Source organism: Leptospira bandrabouensis, from assembly GCF_004770905.1.
Lineage (GTDB): Bacteria > Spirochaetota > Leptospiria > Leptospirales > Leptospiraceae > Leptospira_A > Leptospira_A bandrabouensis.
Map to the genome: position 1 here is coordinate 91,680 of NZ_RQHT01000010.1, position 25,274 is coordinate 116,953.

Here is a 25,274-nt window from a genome sequence, read left to right on the forward strand (position 1 = left end):
AGGAGATAGTTTTTGCTAATTTTCGGTATGTCGGATGTCCGACAATGGAGATAGAAATGAGGGAAAAATCCTTTTTTTGCTCCTTTCTAAAAATACAATTGATCCCAAATTTTCGGCAGGAAAGCATACCATTTGGGAAGGGAAAATAGAGAGAGATGATCACCATTGCAGTTGCAAACCAAAAAGGCGGAGAAGGGAAAACAACTACTTCTTTGAATCTTGCTATGGGGTTGGCCCGTCGCAATCTAAAAACCCTACTCATCGATATGGACCCACAGGCCAATTCCACCGGAATTTTTTTAAACCCGGAGACGGTCGAAAAAGATCTAGCCCACTTGTTCCAAAACTCTGCAAACCTAAAAGAGATCATTACACCTGCGTATAACGAACATTTGTGGGTCGCACCGTCTAGCATGCGTTTGGCGGAAATGGAAACAGTTTCAGTGAACTCAGTAGAGGCTCCTTATATTTTAAGAGACTCGCTTTCGACGATCAAAGAATTTGATTTTGTGATTATTGACTGCCCCCCTTCCCTTTCTATCTTCACGGTAAACAGTCTTGTAGCAGCTAACTATGTTCTCATCCCTCTCCAGGCAGAAAAATTCTCAATGGATGGAATTATGGGATTACAACAAACCATTTCTTCGATCAAAAAAAGAATCAATCCAGACCTGGAAATTTTGGGTGCCCTCATCACCCAACTCAAACCTCAGACATTGCTTACGAAAACCATCCTCCCCGTATTGACAAAATACTTCCGCATCTTTGACCATACGATTTCTGACGGGGTGGCCATCGGGGAAAGCCACCTGGCAAAAAAATCAGTCTTCGACTACAACAAAACTTCACGTCAGTCCCAAGAGTATGAAGGTTTTATTGAGGAGGTTTTAAATGAGCTTAAAAAGTAAACGCCTCGGAACTCTCGCTGATATCTATCAGGCAGAAAATTTAGATGGGACCATTCGGACCATCCGAATGGACAGGATTCAACCTTCAGAACACCAACCAAGGCAGGAAAGAAAAAAGGGAGTTGAGGAACTGGCCCAAACCTTAAAGGCAGACGGGTTATTGCAACCCATCATAGTCTCCAAAGGGGAAAAAGAAGGGAATTATAAAATCATAGCAGGAGAGAGGAGGTATCACGCTGCGAAGTCTCTCGGTTGGGCGGAAATTGAATGTAAGATTTTAAACCGACCTGATAAAGAAATTTATAAATTAGCAGTCATTGAAAACCTCCAAAGAGAGAACTTGTCCCCTTATGAAGAGGTGGATGCCCTCTTATTTCTGAAAAACTCACATAACTATACCGACCAGGAACTCGGAGATCTATTCGGGAAAAGTCGTAGTTATATGACGGAAGTCCTTTCGATTACCTCTATGTCCAAAGAAGACCTGGAGAAATGTAAAAAGAACGAAATCTATAATAAGAACCTTTTGGTGCAGGCGGCCCAGGCTGCCAAAAAAGGAAGCCTGGATGACTTCCTTACCCTGTTTCATAAAGGAGCTCTTAAAACCGTAAAAGATGCCAAAGACTTTAATAAACAGGTCAAGTCTGGTGAGACAAATTTAGCAAAAAACTCTGCCTACTCCGGTTACAAAATCCGAAGGACTGGGACAGGCATTCAGATCTTATCTGAAGATGAAATCCTTTTGGGTGATATATACAAGTTCATCCGAAAAGAACTAACGAAAAAATACGGGGACTCGGCATAACCCAAACAAGTACTTAGCAGTCAAGTACTTAGGAAAAAAATTTATAGTACATCCGGGAAAAAAGGCTGTACGAACTTGACATCTGCCGGAATCCGACAATAATGTGACATAATAAATGTAATTTGAGTTTGAGCAAACGTTTCTTGTAGATCAAGAGACGGGGGATCTCTAGTATCCCAACCCGAAATATAAAAAAATTCCCCTGGAACACCAGGGGGTCGGGGTTTCCCGAAGGAATGTTGTTGGATGAGACATAATTAACATTATGTCAGATAATGTCAACTCCTTCGCAAAATTTGCTTAAATTTGGTTTCATTTTTGCAAAAAAGCGGAGGAGCTTTTGTGAGCGACCAGCGGCATCCCTATATCCGACTGATGACCGACATCATAGATTCTGGTGTTTGGGCTGGCCTTTCCCATGCGGCCAAAACACTTTACCCAGTTCTATTGAAATTCAGTGACTACAATTTCAAACCAGTTTGGCCCAATACGGAAACGTTGATGCGGCTTACCGGGTTCAAAACAAAAAAATCCATTGTCTCTGCAAAAAAGGAGCTCACAAAAGCAGGTTTACTCTACCAGGTTCCCGGCAGTGGTAGAACTTCCACCAGATATCACTTTTCCTTCCATTACGAGGGTTCCAAAATTACCCCTCTGGGAGATGCAAATATATCCCTCAGAGGTTCCGAATCAGAATCCCCTGAGGGATCAAAACCTGTCGGTCAGGGGGGTGCGAGCGGGACCCCTAACCATATTAATATAACTATATCTAATACAAACCATGTACCACCTACCGCTGCGGCAGGAGACCTTAGTAAAGAAAAAGAAGAGAAAAAAGCTTTTGAATCTTTAGTCGAACTTTTCGGTCCCGAAATTGCTTTAGAGGCCTATAAGAAGGCAGTTTCTCTACATATGGAATCCAATGTATCCTATGTACAATCCCTTTGCCGAGAACTTATCTCCATGCAAAGACAGGAAGTGCTTAAAACTGAGCAAAAGCCATCAGGGAACGAAACCCTTTCTCACCCTGCTTCTTGGGTCGGCTTTTTATCTTGGGCAAGCAAAGAACTCACTCAATCTTCTTTACACCAGTTAGAAAAGGTGCAGGTCCAAATCGATGGGAATGTGATTGTCGTAACTTCGACTTTGCAAGGGCATCTTCGCCAAATTGTGAATATGTATTTTACGGAGCGAGTAAAACCCGCAGTTCTTGTTGTATTTTCTGAGAAAGAAGAAGGATCGCGACTCAGTGAAATTCGATAGACTGGATAGAAAAACGGTATTTTTTGGAAGGAATCAGCAACAAAAAGCGCAATGAAAGATCATTTAATACGCACAAGCCACCCCTACTCTCTACCTATCAAATCAGTTTCTACTACGGGAACTTTCGAAGTTAAAAATGAAGAATTTTTATCCTTTTTTGAAGAAAAGGAGCAGTCCTCACTTTCCTCGATCATCTTTCAATTTGATGATGTGGTTTATTTCAATGGGATTGAGCTTTTACCAGGCAAAGACGGGTTGGACTTTTTCCCCGATTCCTTTCGGTTTGAATTATCCCATGATGGAAAGTATTGGGAACCTATTTTACAGGAATCCTCATTTAGAAAATCTTTTAAAACTTCTGCTAAATGGCTTTTTTCTCTTACTAGCGCTCGTTATGTGAAGTTTGTTTCTAAAATTTCAAGAAAGGCCAGTAACGGAAAAAACCGGATTAGTTTTGGTCAATTAAAGATTCTGATCACAGGAGTGCAGTCCATCCAAGCAAGTTCGGAACTGGACAGACTCTATGTAAAAGAAAATCTTTTTGATACAAGACCTGATTATGGTTGGTCCTCTAAAAAGAAAGAAGAACCTGAAGAAGAGTATTTAATTTTAGATATGGGTTCGGTGAATCGCATTGAAGAGATGCGGATGCTTACCAAAAATGATCCGATCACTAATTTCCCGGAAAGGTTTGTCGCATATTATAGCGAAGATGATATTACTTGGCACCAACTCCATGAAGAGAACTTCTTTTTGTCTGAACCAGGTACTTGGTATAAGTGGAGGTTCTCCGCTGTCAACTTACGATTTCTTAAATTAGTTTTTATCCAAGAAAAACAACAAAATAAAAAAGACTACGTAACGGAAGTCATTGAACTTGAGTTATATTCTAGTCCTGATAAAAAAGATTACGGTGGACCAACAAGAGAACCCCTACCTTATGCTTCTGTCCTTAGGTCAGGAATCATTCGCCTTGCTGTGGATGGAGAGGTAAAAGAAGGTGTTGTGGTTCAGGCCAATGACAGGCGCCTTCGGGATGCTACTACGGAATATCGTGGAATTGTGGAACTGGCATCTGACGGGGAAGAAAAACCTGGGGTTGCGGTCCAAGGAAATGATAAACGCCTAAAAATCGCCACTGAACTCACACATGGTTTAGTTCGATTATCCAGAAGTGGAGAAGCAAGGCCTGGGCTTGTTGTCCAGTCAGATGATGAACGTTTGCGTAATGCTTCTACCGAACATCCAGGGATCGTGGAGCTTGCGTTAGATGGTGAAACTCGTCCCGGTGTGGCCGTTCAAGGGAATGATTCTCGTCTTCGAGTTGCTACTAAAAAATCAATTGGTTTAGTTCAACTTGCCGATGCGGGAGAAGTTGCCGTTGATAAAGTGGTTACCGGTGATGATCCAAGGCTCAGAGATGCTACTAACACTTCCAAAGGTATTGTACAATTGGCGCCAAATGGTGGTGAAGAACCAGGTACAGTAGTTCAAGGAAACGATAAACGTCTTAAACATGCGAGCACAGAATTACATGGAATTGTGCAACTTGCGCATTCAGGAGAAACAAAACCAGGCACTGTCGTTCAAGGAGATGACAAACGTTTGGCGAAAGCAGGATTCCAAGATGCGGGAATTGTGTTACTGGCAAATCATGGAGAAGCGGTTCCTGGTAAGGTTGTTCTTTCTGATGACCCGAGGCTTTCTGATAAGAGGGATCCAAAACCGCATACACATCCTTATGCAGAAAAAGAACATGATTTTAATTCACATACAGGTCTTTTAAAAATCACAGGGGAAGCTGAAGCAAGTTCTAAAGGTTTTGTACCCCCACAAACAAATGACGCTATCATTTACGGAAAAAATACAAAAGTAGGAACAGGCGTTGTGGGGGTATCCTCTGGAACCGGTGTCACTGGGTTTGGGGATTCTGTGGGAGTGTATGGGATTTCCAAAGGAAAATCCGGGAAACAATCGGCGGGAATTTTGGGTGCCGGCACTACGGCACCAGGTGGTAGGTTTCTCTCTCAATCAGATTTTGCTTTAGTTGTTGAGGGGAAAGGAATTCCTGAGATGGAACTTCCTGGTTCGGGGAAGGCTATTTATGCGAATGGAGAGTCTTTATTTGAAGGGAACCTCCGCATAACAAAAGAAGGTGGCGAGGAATGTATTGCTCGTTATTTTAGATTGGATGGAAAGGATGTTGTGACTGCGGGAGATCTTCTTGTTGCTACAGAAGAACCTGGTGTTTTAGGAAGATCAAAACACCCCTACTCTACCAATGTAATCGGTGTCTGTGTTTCCAATGCCCATGTGGTTTTTGGAAAACAAGAAAAGGCGGTTGAATATGTTCTTGTGGCACTTCTTGGAATAACCAAAATTCACGTGGATGCATCGCAAGTTCCCATTTATCCGGGAGACCTTTTGGTTTCAGGACTTGCTTCTGGTCAGGCGGTGAAGGCTGATCCTTCAAAATTAAAACCTGGGATGCTTGTGGCTAAGGCCATTGAGGCTTGTAAACGAGACAAAGGAAACATCCTTTGTATGTTAACCTTCTCCTAAAAATAAAGGTAAAGAGGTGGGTTTTTTAATAAACCCCGCCTCAATTGCTCTTTGTAAAAGATACTCCACTGCACCGTGGCCTTCTTGCCCTAAAGTTTTTGTGAATTCATTTACATATAAATTGATATGAGATTTGATTACCGCATCTTCTTTGTTTTGTGAATTAGTTCGAATGTAATCCATCATTTCTTTTGGCTCTTTGTATGCATCACTTAAGCTTTGTCTCAAGTTGGATTGGAACCTGAGTGCTTCTTCTCTTGGAATGTCTCGTCGAATGGCTATCGCACCTAGTGGGATAGGATATCCTGTTGATTGTTCCCACCATTCCCCAAGGTCCACTACCTTTTCCATACCTCTGGCTTCATAAGTAAAACGTTCCTCGTGAATGATCACCCCAAGGCTATCATCCTCAGTCATTACTCTGGGGATGATCTCATCATAACGTAATGGGGTTGGGTTCTGTTTTCCATTGGTATATAAGGATAATAGAAGGTTTGCTGTGGTTAATTTCCCTGGGATATAGAGTTTTTTATAATTAGAAAGATCTGTTTTGGAATTTTTCTTTCGGATGAGTATCGGGCCGCATCCTCTTCCTAGTGCAGATCCGGTTTCGAGTAAAATGTATTTATCAATGATATGAAAATAAGCAGCAAAGGAAAGTTTGGTGACAGGAAATTTCCCTTGGAAAGCAAATTCGTTTAAATTTTCTACATCGTATAGTTCTTCTTTTACTGGGTAATTTGTATTACGGATCAGGTGGTAGAAGAGGAAAGTGTCATTGGGACATGGGGAATAAGCAAGAGAGATCATAGGGATAAAAAGTACTCCTTGTGAGGTGTGATCCATAAAATTCGAATGATTAAAAATAAAAACAAGGTAATTGATATTCCAAGAAATAAACGGATAAACGGTTTTTTATAGGCATCCTCTAATAGTAGTGTAAATGGCAAAATTAATGTGAACATTCTACTTAGATTATCAAACGATCTCCAATACCCCTCTTCGGCAATGAGTATGACAAAGAGGCTTCCAAAAATGGGGACAAGTATATTTATATTTTTAGAAAAGGAATCTTTGAGTGATTGGATGCTGGCAATGGATAAAGCTAAAAAGGAAATGAAAAAAAGAACCTTTGGGAATTCTTTGGGTTTGAATTGGAAAGATCCATTTTCCATAAAACTTTTAAAAAAACCAAATAAAGGAAAGTCTGTCATATCTCGAAACCCGAGAGGATTTGTCCCTAGGTGGTTTGGCGGTTGGATTAATCCATATCCCACCAAACAAACAAATACGATGCCTGGAATGGAATAAAGAGCCATCTTTTCCCATTTTTTTTCTGTAAGCGCATTGAAAACAATGGGTATAAGAAACAAAATCCCTAACTCTCTTGTGATTACCATAAGTAGGAAAAAGAAAACAGCGAGTAGGTCTTTTTTATTTGTGAAAAAGTAGAAAGCTATGATTCCAAAACTAACAAAAAGTGAATCTGCAACAAGGAGTAGATTTGCATTTAAAGAGAAAGGTGAAAATAGATAAAAGATAACCAACCATTTTTTTGAATCCGGAAGTAATGAAAACAAGCTGAATACGGAAAGAGAAAAAACTACGAACAAAAAAAGAAGAGTAACCAAGGGATAATGAGAGAATCCAAAAATGGAAGAAAATAGACCAACGAATAAAGAAAGTCCCATTCTGTGAAAACGAAAATGATAAGAATCGACAATGAGATCCCAATCACCACCGACAAACATATCTTTTGCGAGAAAATAGAAAAACTGACCGTCATAACCTCCCGATTTGTAGATCACAAACTGGGAATCAACGAGGTTTGGATTGATTTCATAGAAACCTTCCCAAATCCCAATAAGGGCAGAAAGGGAATGTTCATAGGGTGCTGTTTTATAGTAGATAAGTGCCCCTACTCCCAAAAGGAAAAAAACCAATAGAAACCAAAGTTGGCGCTGCTTCACTCTTCCATTTTGCAAAATTTAACGGATTCGAAAAGGAATTTCTCTGGAATTTTCCGAAGATTCTGACAGTTTGTATCCAAAGTTGGGGCAAATGAAAGAAGTTCTCGTAACAATCCAAAGTGTATATCAGTATTTAGAAAAACTTGGCCCCAAAAAATCTTTTCAGATTTTGAAAAATCTCGGTTACGAGAAGTTACTTTCCTTAACAGGAAAGGTCCCTAAAGAAAGGCTCATTGTCCTGACGCAAAAGTTAAGTGAGGATACAGTCGTTGAGTTGGTAAAACAAATCCCAGAAAAAATTCTCGTTGAGATGATCCGCGAAAATGATGACGATGATTTGGTTTATTTTATTCACTCCCTTCCAATGGAAGATTTGGCTCTTGTTTCTCGGAGTATTCCTCCTCATGATGTGGGTCTACTTGCAAAAACTTTAGGCAAAGAAACAAGCGTAGAAATTCTGAAAACTTTAGGAATTGAAAAGTCCATTGCTCTTTTAAAAGAAATTCCGATGAAAGATTTTCTTTGGTTGGTGGATGAAATTCAAGTAGGTCTGGTCATTCAACTTGTGAGTGAACTTTCAGTGGCGGATTGTAAAAAGTGGATCAAACAACGTGGGTTAGCGGAGCTTCCAATTCTTGTCAAATTTTTTGGTGTTAGTAATGCTTTGAAGATTTTTAAAAAACTCGGAATGAACCAAGCATTAGAAATGATGCATTTACTTGGAACAAGGGAAATGTTAGAACTTTCTTTGATTTTGTCTGGAATGCAGTTGGATGAAAAGAACATTCCAGCTTTAGTTCAATTGAAACCTGATGATTTGACTTCAAAGAAAAAAACTAAACAAACACCTAAGAAAAAACAGATCCCTAAAAAGAAAAAAACTTCTAAGCGTTGATATTCACTTTCGGGAAGTAAATGGTGAATTTGCTTCCTTCTCCCATTTTGCTTTCGACAAATATTTCACCGGACATTTTGTCCACTAGTGACTTGACAATAGACAATCCAAGTCCTGTCCCACCAATTTTTTTGTTATCCGAAGATGGAATACGAAAGAAACGATCGAAGATTTGGTTTTTAAAATTTGGGTCGATTCCTATTCCTGTATCTTCTACTGTGATTTCAATTTTCCCATTGGTTTCACGAATGGAGATTCCAATTTTTCCTTTGAATGTGTATTTTAGTGCATTCACGTAAAGGTTGGTTATGATTTGTGAAAATTCAAATTTGATTCCACGTAAGTAAAAACCTTTTTTGAGTGATAAATCCCATTCGATAGGTTTTCCTTTGGCAAGATGAGAGTTCATGTGAATTACATCTTCGATTACAGGAACAGGATCAAAAATTTCGACTACTTCGGCTTCTTTGTCTTTTTCTCTTGATGTGGTTAACTTTAATAGATTTTCGATTAAAAAACTAAGTCTTTTTGCATTTTTATCGATTACCTCTAACATATTTTTGTGTTCGGTGTTAAATGGTAATGTTGTATCGGATTTAAAAAATTCTAAATACCCTCTGATGTTTGTCATCGGGCTTCTTAGTTCGTGACTCACATTGGAAATAAATTCGTGTTGTAGTCTTTCTTGTTCTTTTCTTTCTGAATTGGGACGAAATTGAACTTGGTATCGTTTCTTTGGAGAAAGTAGGATGGATGTGAAACTAATATCTACTTCTAGTTTGTTTCCATCTTTGGCGAGGATTTCCACATCGGGAAGTGATAACATTGTATCAGAAGAGAGGTCAGTTCCAAACCTGAGTTGGTTAGATACTTGGTTGCCAAGGATAATGTCTTCAATATTCATTTTCGTGATATCACCACGAGTATAACCAGTTAACAATCGAAACTGGTTGTTTGCTTCTAAAATGCTTCCTGTATCGGCGTCTACAAGGGCAATGGCTTCTCTGGAAAATTCAAATAGATATCTGTATTTTTCTTCCGAGTATTGAAGGTCTACTGCGGAGCGGTCAAGTTTGATTTCTAAAATTGAAATTAGGTTTTCGAGTTCTGTGATCTCTTCTCTTTGTAGTTCTAATTTGGCGTTAAATGAGTCTAACATTGAGTTTACGAGAACTTTGACTCGGTTGTCTAATTGCAAAGTTTCGTCTGAATTTAATCTTGAATTATAGTTTCCTTGAAGTATATCCAATACGACTGAGTTGACGTCGACAATGAGATGCCTTACTGCATTGAGTTTTCTGTAGTTGATTTGAGAAGGAGCGTGTAACTTTGTTTCTTTTGGCTCTTGGAAAGAACTTAGTTTCCGCACATCAAATAATTTTTTTGGCTCAAGGGCTGATAGGATTTCGTCAAAATCAAAAGCGGCTTTTACGGCGTCGGGTTGGATGACCCTACGAATCAATCGGAAATATACATCTTTTAAAAGTGGATAGAGTGTTGTGGCATCACCTTTGTAAGAGAAAATACCTTTTTGAATGAGGGGATGGGAGTTTAGAAGATTCTTCGTTTCCCCTACTCTAAGATGTGGGTAAAAATGGGAAAGTTGAAGGTCTTCCCATAAATTTCCTTGGCTCAATTGATTTGTGTTTTGTAAAAGGTCTATGGCTTTTTTTACCGCAAGAAGAACTCCCGAAACTTCTCTTCCTGTTTTTAAAACAGCATCACCGCTAAACGCAAGCAAGGTGGAAGGGTAAAAAGATTTTAATTCTAATATCGGTAATTCAAGTGTATTGGCAAAGTCTTGGAAGTTTCTAAGGAATGGGCTTGAAAATGGATCTGAAACCAAACCTAAACAAGAGGGTTTTAGAAATTCTTTTTCTTCTAAAAAACCTGGAGTGTCAATGTAACGAACTTTAACTGGATTTTTGGGCGCATATTCTTCAAGAAATTTTTCAGCAAAAAGCCTCTCGACGGAGTATTGATGTGGGACAGGTAATATATAAGCTTTGTTTCTTGTCAGATCTTCTGGTTTGAATTGAAATCTTGAATAGAAGGAAAGTGGAGAGTGGTAAAGATAAATCCCTTTATAGATTCGTTTGAGTTTGGATTTTTTTAAAAAACTGTCTTGTAAATAAGCAATGGTAGGAACTTCACCAGCTTCTACCCGACCAGCGTCCAGTAATGGCATGATTGCCTTATGGTGCGTGTTGACATGAAGAGTTACTTTGACACCGAATTCTTCAAAGTAACCCTTTTTGTATGCGACTACAACTGGTAAGGAACTAAGACGACTTGTTATACAAATCTGGATCACATGGCAACAATTCCAAAAATAGGAATCATTGCCAAATCTTTCTGTAGCGTTTTCCTCTTACTGTGAAAAAATCTCTTGGAGGAACTCCGTTGTCCTTTTGGTATATTCCGAAACTTCTTTTTCATCCATCACCTTTGCGGAAAGGAGTGAAAGGTCGTAAATGATTCTTGCCAATTTTTTTCCTTTATCGGGGTTTACGCCTTCAAACGCTTGTAATGCGGATTTTACCAAAGGAGACTTGGCATTTACCATAAGAGTATGTGATCTTAGAATATTTTTTGTGTCATCTCGGTTTAACATTGAATTCATTTCGGACATTCGTCTCATAAACTCTGGCAAAAGAATGACTCCTGGAACTTCTACAGATTTTAATGCTTCAACCTTTACTTCCACACCTTCGGTAGGTAGCGAGCTTTGAAATAAGTTTTTGATCCTGTCGAATTCTGTTTTGTTTTCTTCATTTACCAAATCTTTTGGAGATTCTTTATCTACGATTTGGTCTGCGATTTCCGAATCCACTCTTTGAAATTTCCAATCTGGATTTTTCATTTCCAAATGTTGTATTAAGTGGGAATCAATTTTTGAGTCAACTAATAGGGCTTCCAGTCCTTGTGATTTTAGTAACTCCATATAGACGGAACCCATTTCAGTTTCATTTGCGTAGAAAATTTTGTTTTGGTTCTTTTCTTTATTCTTTTCCCAGTATTCAGAAGTTGTTGAGTATCCTCCTTCTGAGTTTTTAAAGATTAAATGGTCTTTCATTGCATCGTAAAATTTTTCGTCGGTGAGAACGCCATATTTTACAAATAAAGAAATATCGTTCCAATTTTCTTCATATTTGTTTCTATTTTTTTTGAAATCTTCAATCAGCCGGTCTGCTACTTTTTTGATGATATGGTTGGAAATCTTTTTTACAAGGGGATCATTTTGCAAATACGACCTAGAAACATTTAGGGGTAGATCTGGAATGTCTATCGTTCCTTTAAGGATGGTGAGAAATTGTGGTATTAATTCACTTGCGTTATCGCTCACAAAGACATGGTTACAAAATAGTTTAATACCATTCTTTGATGCCTCTAATTCGTGAGTGAGTTTTGGAAAATATAGAATTCCTTGTAAACGGAATGGGTAATCTACGTTTAGATGGATATGGAATAGGGATTCCCCAGAGAACGGAAATAGGTAGGAATAAAAATCTTTATAATCCTCTGCTGAGACTTTTGCGGGCTCTTCTGACCATAAAGGTTTTTCGCGATTTGCTTTTTCTCCTGATACGTAGATACCTACAGGTAAAAAATCGCAGTATTTTTTAATCAGGTCCTTTAGTTTCCATTTATCTAAATATTCACCAGACTCACCGTCAAGGTATAAGGATATTTTTGTACCTCTGGATTCTTTTGTGATTTCTGAAATTGTGAAATCAGTTCCTGATTCACTAGACCATAGAACAGCTGTTTGCCCTTTTTTGTAAGACTTGGTTTCTATTGTGACTTTTTTGGAAACCATAAAGGATGAGTAAAAACCGAGTCCAAAGTGGCCAATGATTTCTGCTTTGTTTTCTGCGTTTTGGTACTGTTTGGCGAAGTCTGTTGCACCGGAGAATGCAATTTGATTGATATATTTTTTGACTTCTTCTGAAGTCATCCCCACTCCATTGTCTTCAATGGATAAAATTCTTTTTTCTACATCAAAGTTTAGGTCAATTCTGTATTCGTTCCCACCTTCAAACTCCTCAGATAAAGCAATTTTTTTTAACTTCGTAATGGCATCACTTGCATTGGATACTAATTCTCGAATGAATATATCTTTTTCGGAATATAGCCATTTTTTGATGATGGGAAAGATGTTTTCTGTTTCTACGCTAATTTTTCCTGTTTCTTCAGCTGACATAAGTTACTCCTTGTTTTGTAATTGTTTTTTTAATACTAAGACTTTTGTTTTTTCTTGATTGGATAAATTCTTAAAAGTTTTTTCTGGTGTTAGTTTATCTGAATCGTTGAGAAGGTTTACCAAAAATTGGTTATCGTCATTTTGTATCCCTTTTTTTTCTAAATAGTCGGCGAGAAATACATTTCTCTTTTTTCCAAAGGATTGAATCATCTCTGAAAACATTTTGGACTGTCTGCTAATTGAATAACGTTTATAACCTACATAGGATAGAATACCAAAAACTGCAATCAAAACTAATACTATAATCGATGGGCCACTTTCGGATTTGGAATCCGATTTTTTGGCTTCAAGTGATTTTTTTTTCTCCGGGAGTACGGAAATTTCGGGAAAAGTAAGAACAAGCGATTTATATTGTTTTTCGTTTAATGAGAAAAAGCTGAAACGATATGGCTCTAATTGTAGTTTGCCTGGCAAATCAGTTTGGTGTCCGAAAAGGAATTTTACTACGGAGTAAAATCCATATTCACCCGAGTCTAGTTTTTTAAATGTTTTTGTTCTCTTCTGCGAAATCACTTGCACTTTGGAGTTTGGTATTGAAAAAGGAGTGATTCCTTCATACCCACCTTCCCCTTCAACGGTAACTTCATAATAAAGAGTTTCCCCCCTGTGGACAGTTTTTGGGAATTCTGTTAGGTTAAGTTTGAAATTTCCAATGGCCCCTGTGAATTCTTTCGGTTTGCCTGGAGGAAGTTCAAGAACAGTAACAGTAGCCGGGTTTGTGTTTACGGTTTCTTGTAAGGAGTTAAACCGCAAACTATCTCCCGTGATAAATTTAGTTTTCCCTATCTGAAATCTTCCCGCTTTAATTCCTGTTAGTCCATAAATTTCTTTATCATACACCAGCGTTTTTTTTAGTTGATTGTTTCTTAATACTTCCGGTTCAATTTGTACGGAAACTTGTTTTAAAGTTTCTGATAAAAAATAGGGATATGAAATGGATTGGTTCGGGTCTCTTTCGAGAAATGGCTGTCTGTATCCATTATAATATAAAACAAAATAACCTACGATTGGCTCTCCTTTATAAAAGACGGATTTGTTTGTATGAAAAGAAACCTCTGGTGATTCCGGAGTTACGTCTTCTTCCATTTCAAAAGGGAAGGGATTGAACCATTGGTTTTGTGATTGTTTGCTTTTTTTGCTGACTTTAAATGAGATTGGTGGGGATGAATAGGTTTTGTGATCATATTCGACTGATATTTCTGGAAGTTTAAAGGAACCTTCTGCTTCTGTGGAAACATAGAAGTTTAGAATTTGTGATTTGGAAACTTTGAAATTGATGATTTGAGTTTCTGTACCACTACCAGAAAATTGGATACGCACTCCATTTTGTTTGATATTGGTTTGTAACGCTCGAAAGGGTTTATCTCCGCGCGCTCTTACTTCAAGTTTTGCATGTTCGCCGAGAGAAAACTCGTTCGGGTATAAATTGAATTCTACATCAGAGGATATTACTTTTGTAAATGGAATGAAATAAATTAGGAAAAAGAGGAGTAAAGGTTTACCAGAATTTTTCATTATCAAAAGAACCTCCCTTTTTATTCTTTAAGATTGTGTCACCAGAAAAGGGGTCTAATATTCTTTCTGCATCAGACTTGTCTTCTTTTGGTTTTTCTTGTTTATTATTTTGTGAAGGTTCTTGGTTTGGTTCGTTGTTCTTTCTGTTTTGATTGGGGCTTTGTTCTTTTTTTTTGGTAAGGTGTTCTATATTTTTTTTAGCCGCAAGATGATCTGGATTCATTTCTAATGTATCAGTATATGATTTTAATGCGTTTTTTCTATCCCCTAATCTAGCGTAAATATTTCCTAGGTTAAAACTTGCTTTTGCCTTTAAATCTTTATCGGCATTTGGGTGAGATAAAATTTTTTCGGAAAGTTCTTTCGCTTCTTTGTACCTACCTAATTGATATGCAACTGCAGATTCATTATAGATTAGTTTGGGATCATCTTTGATATATTCTTTTGCTTTTTCAAATTCCTTTTGGCTCTCGTTATAGTTTTTATTGTGATAAGATTTTACGCCGCGATCGATAGAGTTCCCACCTGGGTCTAGTTCCCAAGCTTCAAGTCTGCCCCAGCCGAAAGATATTATAAGAAGAATAGTTAAATATATATTAGTCGGTATTTTTTGCATAAAGAAAATAAGGATTCGTTCTAAGAATAAAAAACAAATGGCTGCAATTAAAAATGGATGAGCACCATCTTCGTTTTTGAAACGTTCTATACTTTGGATTTTGTTTTTTTTGGTCGATTGGATGGTATCAAGAAGTGCATATGCTCCTTCCGCTTCGAAAGAAACATTGTAGTAACTTCCATTATTTTGATCAGCTATGGCTTCGAGTTTCTCCAGATTCATTTTTGAAATTAGTAAATTGGGTGCCATAGGTGAATCTGAAATACCAGCATCCATAGTCACATAGCCACCTCTTCCCGTTCCCGGGTCACGATATTCAATGAGCCCACCTTCCAAAGTACCAATCCCCCATACCATCACCTCTCCTGCGATTGATGGAAGGTTTTGGTTTTCATGGTCCTCTCCATCGGAAACGATTATAGTAATTTGGGAGGATATATTGTTATTTTTTTTTCTGATGTTGTTTGCTCTTTCTAGAGCAACTGCAAGGTCTGTCCCTTTGGCACCGACCATTTCTACACCTAATGCCTGTATGTAATCAGAAACGGCTGTGATGTCGGAAGTTAAGGGGCAAAAAGAAAAGGATTGACCTGCAAAAACAATGATTCCAATTCGATTTCCTTTGAGACTGGGTAAAATTCGTAAAGCTAAGTCTTGAAATCTTTTGAGCCGGTTTGGTCTAACGTCAATTGCATTCATAGATAAACTCACATCGACAACAAACAAGATATCTGCGGATTCGAATTCTTTGATAGATTCGATTTCTGTAGATTTAGTTTTAAATAAAGAATAAAATGCAAAAAAAAGAGCAAGAAGGAAGCAGAGTATCCTTAATAAATAAATTTTTGTATCACTTGTATAAATTCTATCTTTTAAATTCGGATGATTTTCTTTAAAAGAATTAGCTTTTCCGTTGATATATAATTTTACAGTGAAGGCGACGATCCAAATAAATATACAAAGAAGAGAAAGTATGGCGATTGAATTTAAGTTTGTCATAATTTTTCTGTGAGCGGATAAAACATTAAAAGACCAACAATACCCAGTAAACTAAAGAAAAAAGACAAGACAGCAGGAAAGTTCGTTTCCTGTATTTCCATTGGTTTTGAGGGGAGCTCTACTTTTTCCAGGCCATTAATTTCGTTAAGGACTTCTTGTAATACTTCGGGAGATTCTGCTCGAAAGAATCTCCCGCTTGTACTTTGTGAGATATTTTCCAATGATTCATAATTTACTTCGTACTGGCCTTGTTCTTTCCCTATTCCTATACAATAAACTTTTATCCCAAAAGCTTTGGCAGCTTGGGAAGCAGTTTCAGGATCGAGTTTTCCGGTATTTGAGACTCCATCTGTGAGAAGGATAATGATTTTTGATTTTGCTTCTGAGTCTTTGAGCCTGTATGTTGATAATACTAAAGCGTCTCCAACCGCAGTGCCCTGCTCGGATATGTCTTCGTCCGAAGCTTCTGTTATTAGTTCGTCTAGCGCGTATCTGTCGTTTGATAACGGGGATTGAAGATATGCTGCACCCGCGAAGAGTACAATACCAATGCGGTCATAAACTCTTTTTTTGATAAAGTCCCTTAGTAGTTCTTTTGATACAGTGAGCCTATTTTTTGGTAAAAAATCGTAGGAATTTACCATCGAACCAGAAATGTCTAAGGCAATCATTATGTCAATGCCATTGGTTATATCTGGAGTTAGGTGGTATTTTTTTCCTGGGCCGGCAGCGGAAATGATAAGGAATATTGCTGCCAAATAGATGATAAATTCTGATAATTTTAAGAGTAGAATCTTGAATCTTAAAAAGATGCCCTTTCCTTTTGATTGGAATCTATCCGATTGAATGAGTAATACTGATCCAAATGGCTTTTTTTTCCATTGATATAGTGCAAGTAAGAGAAAAGGGATGATCAGTAGTAAAAGATATGGTCTTTGAAATTGGTCCATACTCATAACTCAAAGTCCTGTTTAATTTTTTCCCAAATAGCTGCTGCTTTTTCTTTGCTAATTTCCGTTAGGTTGTCGTCATACTTTGTGTTTCTAAAGTATATTCGCAATTCCCTGAGAATGGAGTCTTCAATGTGGGTTCTATCAAATAATTCAGCTAAAAATTCAGAATCTGTTTTTCCTAATAAGTTTTGTCCTAATTTTTTTGAGAATGCTTCTTTCAGATATTCACTGATTTTGAATGCTAATTTTTTTTCTGAGATTTTGTCCGACTGCAAATATGTTTCTAAGTTATGAAGTCGTTTTGTTTTTTCTTCTAAAACTGGCTGTTTTTCCCAAAGAGCGTCTACTACTTTTGGCTTCGATTTCCAATAGAGGTATAGTGCATATAATAGATAAATATTGATTGAAGTTATTAGGATGACGATTAGTAAACGGAAGAAGTATGGTCCTGAAAAATTGATAGGTGGTTCAATGTCTTCAATATCAGTTTCATTACCTAGCAGTTGAGATTTCACTTTGATTGTAAGAGCTGATTTCATGGAATCATCTTTTGTGGTCCATGTGACGGGAATTGTGTAATCTCCTGGCTTAAAAAATATGATTGATGTTTTTAATTTTGATTTTTCTTTAATAACATTAAAAATCTTGAAGGAAGGTACGGTATCATCATAATAAATATCACCTTCTGCGACATCTAAATTGCTTTCATGGGATTCCGTCAGTTCGATTTGATAATGAACGGTATCTCCAACATAAATATTGTTTTCTAATACAGATTCTTTCGGAAGTGCATAAATAGCTATAGAAGATAAAAAGTATATTATGAAGTATTTAGCCATTTCTTTTGACTTTGAATAGGGGCAAGATTTGATTGGAAAGTTTTGCGTTAGGATTGATCCGAACTAAATTTTCTTTAAAAAAGGTTTTTGCTGCTTTTAAGTCTTTGTCATAGGTGCTTATTGAGTTGCGGAAACTTATTTTTTCTTCTGAAATTTTACCAAAGAACTTAAACCACTTTGGATATTGAATTATTTCTAATTCGTCCTCAATCCAAATGCCTGTGGGCTCCCAGATTTTGGGAATTTTATTGGTACGTAAATATTCTGAAAATTGGTTAAAATCTGAAATCCAATAACTAATTGCAAATTTTGGGTAGAGTTTAAATGCATATTGGTATGCAGCTTCATAATTTGTTTCGTCGCCGTTTGTTTGTTTGGCAATCTTTGAAAAATTAAGAAATACATCTGATTCGGTCCTGAGCCATTTGGCGTAAGATTCTTGATTATTTGAAAAACCTATAAGTAGAACTCGATTCCCTATTTTTACATGGAACAGAGATAAAAAGAGTGCCATTTGGAATGCGGATTCTTTTTTTGAGCCACTGAGTGAATTACTTAAGTCATAAAAGATTATGATGGGTGCGTCGCGTTCCTCATAAAATTCTTTTGTGTGTAACTCACCCGTCCTTGATGTCACATTCCAGTCGATATAACGAATATCGTCTCCCAAATGGTAGTTTCTTACTTCTTTGAAATCAAGTCCTCTTCCTTTCTCTGACATTGTTAGAAGCCCTTGCCTTGTGGAAGAAAACCTCTTTTTGGTTTCCCATTGTAAGACCTGGAGTAATCTTTTTAACTCTGGAGATAACATCTAAGGAACTTCCGTTACAGATAAGATTCTTTTGATAATGGAATCTGTGGTGATGTCCTCGCTAATTGCATCAATTGTTAGGTGGAGTCGGTGTTTTACGATTTCGGAGAAAAAACGTTGGATATCTTCCGGGATAACAAAATCGCGACCCTCGAGCAATGAGTTAATTCTGCTGACTTTAAGCAGTGCAAGACTGGCCCTAGGACTTACGCCATGTTGGATATAGGTTTTTAATTCATTGTCTATTGTGGTTTCTGGTCTTGTGTTTCTTGTAAGATTTACAATATAGTTTTGTAATTTTGGTTCAATAAATACTTTGTTTGAAGTTTCCGAAATTTTTTGAATATCCTTTGGATGTATGATTTTTTTTGGTTTTTTCTTTGAGACACTTAAGGAGCCATGTTGGTGTAAAATTGTTAATTCATCCTCAAATGATGGATAAGTGACAGTAACTTTAAACAAAAAGCGGTCTAGTTGTGCTTCAGGAAGTGGATAGGTTCCTTCTTGGTCAATTGGGTTTTGGGTTGCTACAACAAAAAATGGTAAGTCTAGGTCAAAGGTTTGGTCTGCAATGGATACTTGCCTTTCTTCCATACATTGGAGTAATGCAGATTGAACCTTTGCAGGTGCTCTATTGATTTCGTCCGCAAGCAAAACATTTGTGAATATTGGTCCTTTCCGTATTTCAAATGATGAAGTTTTGGGATTAAATATATTTGTTCCGGTAAGATCTGCGGGTAACAGGTCTGGTGTGAATTGCACTCTGGAGAATTTAGCATCCATAATGGACGCTAAATTTTTTGCAACGAGAGTTTTTGCCAGGCCAGGCATCCCTTCGAGTAACACGTGTCCGTTGGCAACAAGGCCAACGAATAGAGATTGGATTACATTATCCATCCCTGATATTGATTCGGAGAGTTCCGACCTTATTAATTTGACTTGGTCGGAAATTTCTTTGATTTGTTCTTTGTTTATTTGCATTGCGATTGAGTCATTTTAGGCATAGGTTTATCAATCATATAGTATTCTGTTTTTCCACCAATGGTCCAACATCCCATTTTTCTTCCCTGAGGTTCCACAGGCCCTTTCCCTAATTCTCTTCCATCTTCTGAATATTCCGTTGCATCTTCAGTGGAACGAATGACCATTCTTTTTTTTCCTGAAGGATAGAAGTAAGTATAAGGAATGCTTGGTTTGTAATTTAGTTTTAAATCTTGTGTTTCTTCATCAATTTTGACGAGTGAAAAGAAAAGTTTTCCCTCACCTAGAATTTTTCCTGTGTTATCGTATACTTTAGCGGATTCCAACATACTTTCGTTTGCCATAATTCCGTGGTAACCAACCTGTCCATTTTTATAATAGAACTTCCATTCGCCGGTCCTTGTATGTTTTCTTGGGCCTGTTCCAAATAGTTTCCCGTCGGCATAGTATTCTTTCCAGATTCCAGTCCTTTCATATTTAATATCTAAGTTTTCCGAATTTTCTTTTTTGGAATATGTTCCTTCTGCAAGTACATTGCCCTTTGGTCCGAACATTTTCCATAAACCGGAACGAACGTCTGATGTGTAGGATCCTTGTGATTCTACAGCACCGTCTTTATAATAATTAATTTCTTGTCCGTTCTTTAAGCCGTTGTTATAAGAAACTTTTGTTTTGATCCCGTTTCCATCGGCTCCGATGAAATAGTAAATCCATTCACCATCTTCTTCATTGTCTTTAAAGGAACCTTTTTCGACCCACTCACCTTTGTTATTCTTTCTGTAGTATGGCCCATTTTTTTTATCATCTGCATAAGTAGTTTCTGAGGTTACATTTCCTTGTTTATCAAAAGTTTTTGCAACTCCTTCCTTTTTGCCGTCAACCCAAGGAGTTTCTGCAAGAAACTTTTGTGGGTTTTCAGGGTCAGGTTTTTTCCAAATTCCAGTTTTTTTCCCATCTATATATTCACCCACTTGATCCAATGTAGATTTATATTTTGGATTTTTTGCAGTAGAACCTGGTTGTTCGAACTGAATGTATTCTTCCCAAGAGCCATGTTTGGGAAGTGATTTGATTTTTGCGGGAGCAAATTTTGATACTTGGTCTTCCGTGCATCGGGCTCCACCACATTCTGCTTTTACTTCTCCGATGGCTCGAATTCCTCCAGAATTTTTAAAACGTTCTGTCCGTATCCATTTACCTTTGGTAAATTTAAGTTCGAATTCCTGGTCACCTGACCCGTCTTTTATGGAGGCACCAGAACATTGGATCGCCAGTATTGAAATAACTAAGTAGAGAAGTTTTAGTTTCATGTTTCTATCCTATCAAAGAGATGTGCGCGTTTCAATTTATTTACTGCTAGCAATTCACTCGCAATCGCTATTTTTCCTCCGGTTAACTTATCAGAGAAAAAACGTGGTGGAAGTATGTGAAAAGCTCCCTCCCCTTTTACGTATAAAATTTCTCGATCGAGAGATGTTAATTCACATTCCAAAAGAACTTTTCGTTTTGCTTTTTTGATTGGCCACGCCCGGATGAGTAATTCTTTTTCTACAGGTGTAGCTTTGTGAAATTTGAAGCTCATAGTATCTGTCATCACGATATAACCTAAATGAAAACAAAGACCACCCATTGCTTCATCCAATACAGTGGAAAGAATTCCTCCGTGTACGAAGCCTGGTGCTCCATTATAAAATTTTTTGAAATTATAAGTAAAATTGACTTCTCCTGTTTCATCATGAAAAGTGAAGTCAGCGACAAGTCCTAACGGGTTTTCTTTCCCACATCCAAAACAGGTATCATGATGGATTTCATAACCATGTCTGGAAGGGTGTTCAATAGGTTGGTTCATTTATTGTCCTTAGTATTTAGTTTTCTAAAAAATCGATAATAACATTGGCAACTTCCTTCGGTGAATCCATATGTAAATGGTGTCCGCCAGGTAGGATTTTTTCTGTTAGATGTTTTACTGCGTCTTTTCTGTGTTTATATTTCTCGGCTATCGGATATCCCGATTTGTCACCTAGTATAAGTAATGTTTGGCATTCTATGCGACTACAAAAGGACACAATCTGTTCTTCGGTATATCGGAAAAATGAGTTGTAATGAAGTCTTAGATCCCTTCTTGGTTTGAGTCCCTTGGGAGTTTTTTCAATGCCACGTTCCATTAAAATTTCTGCTGATTCTTTTTTCATATCACCAGCTCGCATTCGGACACCTATCGCTGATTCCATATCAGGAAAGTATGTTTCTTTTTTGCCTCGTGGGTGTAAGATTTGTTTGATAGCCTCTGTAAGTATATCTGGTGCTGATTCTGAAAGGTTTGTGAGTGGTCCTAACGATTCTATTAATACAAGTTTTTTAATTTTTAATAGGTTTGTTCCTGCAACTAACGTGGAGACTGCGGCACCCATTGAATGTGCCATGAGAATAAAATCTTCCAAACCAAGAGCTTGGGCAATGGATACAACCTCTAATGCATATTCTGCAAAATAATATACTGTATTTTCTGGTTTATGACTGGATTTACCATGGCCAGGGAAGTCAATAGAAATGAACCGGTAATTTGAAAAGAACTTTGCCAATGGTGCAAAACTGTTTGCGTTGTCTAACCAACCATGGAAGGCAAGGATAGGTGTACCTTGCGGATTCCCCCACTCAATCCCCTCGATAGAGTGGAATTTTGTGTGAATAGTAATTGGCAACATATACCTAAGGCTTTTTGATTCCTGCTCATTGTAAACATTTATCTTTTGGATTTAAGCTTGATTCTTTTTTCCTTTCTCTATGAAATTTGTTCATGAATCGTTTTCTTTTGCTTGCTCTATTCTTAGTTTTTGGATTCCCGCTTTTGGCTGGGTCCGATTCCAAACCTGTTTGTCTTAGTTTACCTGATTGTGAGACAAAAGCGGATGCAACTACGATCCATCGAAAAAAAATCTCCTTATTAACTTTTGGGCTAACTGAATATGCTAAGGATACCCCTGTAGAGAAGCTAATTCCGATTTATTTAAAACGTGTTAGGTCTATCATTTTGGAAGCGAATGGTGATACTGGATATAAAGGGGAAATCGTTTTAAAAGTAAGTCATAAACCGGAATACAAACAATCCCAAATGTTAAAAGCAGAAGAAGATCTAAAATTTCTTGAATCCAACCAGAGTCTTCTGTCCAAAGAGCAAAGTTCTGAACTTACCGAACTAAAAATTTTATTTAGCGAATCGAAATGATCCGACTATTATTTCTTTTATTTTTAACCTTCTTGTCTTGTGCACAACTCTCTCGCGAAGATCAATTTAGAGAAGAATGTGATAAAACTAGGAATAGAAGTTATGTGTTTATGTTACCGATTCTTCAAAGACATACAACCGATGGAAACACAGAGACAAACTCAGCAGTTTGGATTGGCAATGCTGAATTGGCATATAAAAAATGTATTTCCGAATCGGAGAAGAACCGTTACAATTTAAGGTCTAACTGATAGTTCATCCATTTCTTCTTGGATAAGTCTAGACCCTGCTCGGAATGTTAGGTAACTCCAAACCCAACTAAGGAGTGTACTGACTTTATTTTTAAATCCAACTTGATAAACAAGGTGGACAAAAAGCCAACCAAGCCAGCCAAAAATTCCTTTTAATTTAATTTTTCCAAATTCGGCTACTGCATCCGTCCTTCCAATGGTAGCCATATTTCCTTTATCAAAGTAATGAAAAGGAGAAATGGATTTCTTTTTTTCTAATGATTCGATGATTTTTGCAACGTATCTTCCTTGTTGCATGGCAACTGGAGAAATTCCTGGTAGTGGCCTTGTTAGTCCTTTACCATAATTTGCCGCATCACCAATTACGAATACTTCTGGATATTCAGTCGTTCTACAATATTCATCTACGATAATTCTATTCGCCTTATCTTTGTTAAGTGGTAAGTTTTTTGCTAACTCGGAACCTTCTACTCCTGCAGCCCAAATCACTGTTTTTGATTCAATGGTTCTATCTTTGAGAACAACGCCAGTTTCTGTAATGTCGAGTACTGGGGAGCTTGTAAGCACTTCTACTCCCCTACTTTCTAGTTTTTTCTTTGTGAAAGCACTAGACTTTTCGGTAAAAGCAGCAAGTAACCTAGGCCCTGCTTCAATCAAAGTTACTTTTGTCATACCAGAATCTATATTTCTGAAGTCTTTGCGGATGATATTATGCGATAGTTCGGCAATGGAACCTGCAAGTTCAACCCCAGTTGGTCCCCCTCCGATGATTACGTAGTGCATAAAACTTTTTGCTTTTTCGTAATCTCCTATTAATTCTGCTTGTTCGAAAGAAAGTAAAATTCTTCTTCTAATTGCCAAAGCATCTTTTAGATTTTTCAGGCCTAAGGTTTTTTCTTTCCAACTATTGTTTCCAAAATAACTTGTTCTTGCTCCTGTTGCTAGTATGAGATAGTCGTAAGTTTCGGAATTATTCTGGAATTTGACGATTCGATTTTTGAAATCGATTTCAGTGACATCACCTAAAAGTATTTTTACATTTTTATACTTAGTTGTGATAGACCTAGATGGAATGGCGATGTCAGCGGGTGAAAGTACTGCGGTTGCTACTTGGTATAAAAGCGGCTGAAAGAGATGATGATTTTTTTTATCAACAACAGTGATTTCGAATAATTGATTATTAGCTAATGTTTTGATTACTTGTAAGCCACCAAACCCAGCCCCAATGATTAAGATTTTTTTCTTTATTTGGGTCATTCTATTTCTCCTAAAAAATTTAAAAATCCTAAAGAACAATCTTCTACAAGATCTTGAACCTTTTCAAATGCAGTTTCGTTCTTGTAGTAAGGATCAGGCACAATTGGAGCACCTGCATCACTTCTAAACTTCCCAAATAGAAGTATTTTATCCTGAATTTTACTCTCATTAGTTAGACTACGTACTTCATGGAAGTTGTTTTCATCCATAACTAATAAGTAATCAAAATGGATTAAATCTGATTTAGTTAATTTTCTAGATAGATGTGTTAAACGAATTCCGCGAGTCTCTGCCACTTTTCTTGTTCTTGGATCTGCTAATTCTCCATCATGATAACCGGAGGTTCCGCAAGAATCAATTTCAAATAAGTGATCTAACTTCCTTTGTTTTACCAGGTTTTTGAACGCACCTTCAGCAGCAGGGGAACGGCAAATGTTGCCTAAACAGATAAAGAGAACTTTTATTTTTTCTTTCATTTAATTAAGGTAATATATATATTTTTTGCCAAGATCTTTAAGCCATTTCTCTGCTATTTTGTAATTCGGGTTTTGTGACTCTACAATCTTCCAAAATTTTGAGGAATGGTTGTGTTCGATTGTATGTGCTATTTCGTGAAGAATTATGTATTCGATAATATAGTCTGGACAATGAACTAGACTAAGGTTGATGGAGATCTGATTTTTTGAGTTACAACTTCCCCAAAGAGAACGCATGGGTTTTATCGAAATTTTTGTTACTTTTGTATTTAAAGTGAGTGAGATTTTTTCGACTAGTGGCAAAACTTTCTGTAAAAGCAAATCCTTCAATGCTTGTTTTCCCTTACGAATGCGAGATTCTGCGGTTTTAGCATTAGGGATATTGATGATGCCATCAAAATATACATATTTTTTTCCCGGTATTATGGATATCTTTGTGGAACTTCCGAAGATAATAGTTTTTTCCCCCTCTTCGAACTTTAATTTTTGCGGAATATCTTTTGGTAGTTGTTCTAATTTGGATTCTATCCAATCCCTCTTTTCTGATAAAAAATCCTCTAGCTGCTTTTTTTGAATTCTGGCGGGATGTTTTAGTACCACTCTGCCATTCTGATAAATTACCAGTGAAATATTTCTTCCTTTGGTGATTTTTCTTTCTATCGTTAAATCGATCATTATGTGAT

General features: G+C 37.3%; 23 protein-coding genes. 7 read left to right on the forward strand and 16 right to left on the reverse strand.

Translation table 11 applies throughout. The features are described from left to right. Window positions 1–155: 155 nt before the first annotated feature. The 4 genes from EHR07_RS02550 to EHR07_RS02565 all read left to right on the forward strand — a co-directional run bounded on the left by EHR07_RS02550 (window position 156) and on the right by EHR07_RS02565 (window position 5,538). Entirely contained in the window at window positions 156–908 is a 753-nt protein-coding gene (locus tag EHR07_RS02550) for a ParA family protein (RefSeq protein ID WP_135743631.1), read from the forward strand. Further along, window positions 892–1,713, forward strand: coding sequence for a ParB/RepB/Spo0J family partition protein (locus EHR07_RS02555; protein WP_135743632.1), 822 nt, complete (start codon window positions 892–894; stop codon window positions 1,711–1,713). Before EHR07_RS02550 ends, EHR07_RS02555 begins: the two co-directional genes overlap by 17 nt. A 375-nt stretch (window positions 1,714–2,088) precedes the next feature. Beyond that, window positions 2,089–2,976, forward strand: coding sequence for a helix-turn-helix domain-containing protein (locus EHR07_RS02560; RefSeq protein WP_135743786.1), 888 nt, complete (start codon window positions 2,089–2,091; stop codon window positions 2,974–2,976). Window positions 2,977–3,027: 51 nt separating this feature from the next. After that, a complete protein-coding gene (locus EHR07_RS02565; protein WP_135743633.1) occupies window positions 3,028–5,538 on the forward strand; it encodes a discoidin domain-containing protein in 2,511 nt (836 codons plus the stop codon). On the opposite strand, the gene EHR07_RS02570 is transcribed toward EHR07_RS02565, so the two are convergent. Both EHR07_RS02570 and EHR07_RS02575 read right to left on the reverse strand, forming a co-directional pair. Further along, window positions 5,524–6,348, reverse strand: coding sequence for a 1,4-dihydroxy-6-naphtoate synthase (locus EHR07_RS02570; RefSeq protein ID WP_135743787.1), 825 nt, complete (start codon window positions 6,346–6,348; stop codon window positions 5,524–5,526). The two genes, EHR07_RS02565 and EHR07_RS02570, sit on opposite strands and share 15 nt — an antisense overlap. Then, the gene (locus EHR07_RS02575) at window positions 6,345–7,523 is read right to left on the reverse strand and encodes an AZOBR_p60025 family cell surface glycopolymer formation protein (protein WP_135743634.1); all 1,179 of its coding nucleotides are present in this window, start codon (window positions 7,521–7,523) and stop codon (window positions 6,345–6,347) included. The genes EHR07_RS02570 and EHR07_RS02575 overlap by 4 nt, the downstream gene beginning before the upstream one ends. 76 nt (window positions 7,524–7,599) lie before the next feature. Between EHR07_RS02575 and EHR07_RS02580 the strand changes: the two genes are divergently transcribed. After that, complete coding sequence (locus EHR07_RS02580) at window positions 7,600–8,403, forward strand: magnesium transporter MgtE N-terminal domain-containing protein (RefSeq protein WP_244288904.1); 804 nt, start codon at window positions 7,600–7,602, stop codon at window positions 8,401–8,403. Here the strand turns inward: EHR07_RS02580 and EHR07_RS02585 are convergent. From EHR07_RS02585 to EHR07_RS02635, 11 genes are read right to left on the reverse strand one after another with little or no spacing between them, the layout of a single operon-like run. Continuing rightward, the gene (locus EHR07_RS02585) at window positions 8,393–10,717 is read right to left on the reverse strand and encodes a sensor histidine kinase (RefSeq protein ID WP_135743636.1); all 2,325 of its coding nucleotides are present in this window, start codon (window positions 10,715–10,717) and stop codon (window positions 8,393–8,395) included. The two genes, EHR07_RS02580 and EHR07_RS02585, sit on opposite strands and share 11 nt — an antisense overlap. 57 nt (window positions 10,718–10,774) lie before the next feature. Then, window positions 10,775–12,607: a molecular chaperone HtpG gene (gene htpG, locus EHR07_RS02590; protein ID WP_135743637.1), complete on the reverse strand. Its 1,833-nt coding sequence runs from the start codon at window positions 12,605–12,607 to the stop codon at window positions 10,775–10,777. A gap of 3 nt (window positions 12,608–12,610) precedes the next feature. Then, complete coding sequence (locus EHR07_RS02595) at window positions 12,611–14,182, reverse strand: BatD family protein (protein ID WP_135743638.1); 1,572 nt, start codon at window positions 14,180–14,182, stop codon at window positions 12,611–12,613. Then, the gene (gene batB, locus EHR07_RS02600; protein ID WP_135743639.1) at window positions 14,166–15,797 is read right to left on the reverse strand and encodes a VWA domain-containing protein BatB; all 1,632 of its coding nucleotides are present in this window, start codon (window positions 15,795–15,797) and stop codon (window positions 14,166–14,168) included. Before batB ends, EHR07_RS02595 begins: the two co-directional genes overlap by 17 nt. Then, complete coding sequence (gene batA, locus EHR07_RS02605; RefSeq protein WP_135743640.1) at window positions 15,794–16,747, reverse strand: VWA domain-containing protein BatA; 954 nt, start codon at window positions 16,745–16,747, stop codon at window positions 15,794–15,796. Before batA ends, batB begins: the two co-directional genes overlap by 4 nt. 2 nt (window positions 16,748–16,749) lie before the next feature. Next, window positions 16,750–17,589 (reverse strand): LB_053 family protein, encoded by an 840-nt coding sequence (locus tag EHR07_RS02610; RefSeq protein WP_135743641.1) that lies wholly within the window; start codon window positions 17,587–17,589, stop codon window positions 16,750–16,752. Continuing rightward, window positions 17,582–18,400, reverse strand: coding sequence for a DUF58 domain-containing protein (locus EHR07_RS02615; protein ID WP_135743642.1), 819 nt, complete (start codon window positions 18,398–18,400; stop codon window positions 17,582–17,584). The genes EHR07_RS02610 and EHR07_RS02615 overlap by 8 nt, the downstream gene beginning before the upstream one ends. Continuing rightward, complete coding sequence (locus EHR07_RS02620; protein WP_135743643.1) at window positions 18,401–19,381, reverse strand: AAA family ATPase; 981 nt, start codon at window positions 19,379–19,381, stop codon at window positions 18,401–18,403. It abuts the gene before it with no gap. Continuing rightward, complete coding sequence (locus EHR07_RS02625) at window positions 19,372–20,691, reverse strand: LIC20035 family adhesin (protein ID WP_135743644.1); 1,320 nt, start codon at window positions 20,689–20,691, stop codon at window positions 19,372–19,374. The genes EHR07_RS02620 and EHR07_RS02625 overlap by 10 nt, the downstream gene beginning before the upstream one ends. Next, entirely contained in the window at window positions 20,688–21,230 is a 543-nt protein-coding gene (locus EHR07_RS02630) for a PaaI family thioesterase (RefSeq protein ID WP_135743645.1), read from the reverse strand. The genes EHR07_RS02625 and EHR07_RS02630 overlap by 4 nt, the downstream gene beginning before the upstream one ends. A gap of 16 nt (window positions 21,231–21,246) precedes the next feature. Next, window positions 21,247–22,086, reverse strand: coding sequence for an alpha/beta fold hydrolase (locus tag EHR07_RS02635; protein WP_135743646.1), 840 nt, complete (start codon window positions 22,084–22,086; stop codon window positions 21,247–21,249). A gap of 92 nt (window positions 22,087–22,178) precedes the next feature. On the opposite strand from EHR07_RS02635, the gene EHR07_RS02640 reads away from it, so the two are divergent. Further along, window positions 22,179–22,607 carry a hypothetical protein gene (locus tag EHR07_RS02640; protein WP_135743647.1) on the forward strand — a complete coding sequence of 143 codons (429 nt, stop codon included), beginning with the start codon at window positions 22,179–22,181 and terminating at the stop codon, window positions 22,605–22,607. Next, window positions 22,604–22,858, forward strand: a complete 255-nt coding sequence (locus tag EHR07_RS02645; protein WP_135743648.1) for a hypothetical protein — start codon at window positions 22,604–22,606, stop codon at window positions 22,856–22,858. The genes EHR07_RS02640 and EHR07_RS02645 overlap by 4 nt, the downstream gene beginning before the upstream one ends. On the opposite strand, the gene EHR07_RS02650 is transcribed toward EHR07_RS02645, so the two are convergent. Genes EHR07_RS02650 through EHR07_RS02660 form a run of 3 tightly spaced genes read right to left on the reverse strand, consistent with a single transcriptional unit; the run spans window position 22,844 to window position 25,266 of the window. Then, window positions 22,844–24,115, reverse strand: coding sequence for an NAD(P)/FAD-dependent oxidoreductase (locus tag EHR07_RS02650; RefSeq protein WP_135743649.1), 1,272 nt, complete (start codon window positions 24,113–24,115; stop codon window positions 22,844–22,846). The genes EHR07_RS02645 and EHR07_RS02650 overlap by 15 nt on opposite strands. Beyond that, complete coding sequence (locus tag EHR07_RS02655) at window positions 24,112–24,591, reverse strand: low molecular weight protein-tyrosine-phosphatase (RefSeq protein ID WP_135743650.1); 480 nt, start codon at window positions 24,589–24,591, stop codon at window positions 24,112–24,114. The genes EHR07_RS02650 and EHR07_RS02655 overlap by 4 nt, the downstream gene beginning before the upstream one ends. Next, on the reverse strand, window positions 24,592–25,266 hold the full coding sequence (locus tag EHR07_RS02660) for a M48 family metallopeptidase (protein WP_135743651.1): 675 nt from the start codon (window positions 25,264–25,266) through the stop codon (window positions 24,592–24,594). Window positions 25,267–25,274: the final 8 nt, after the last annotated feature.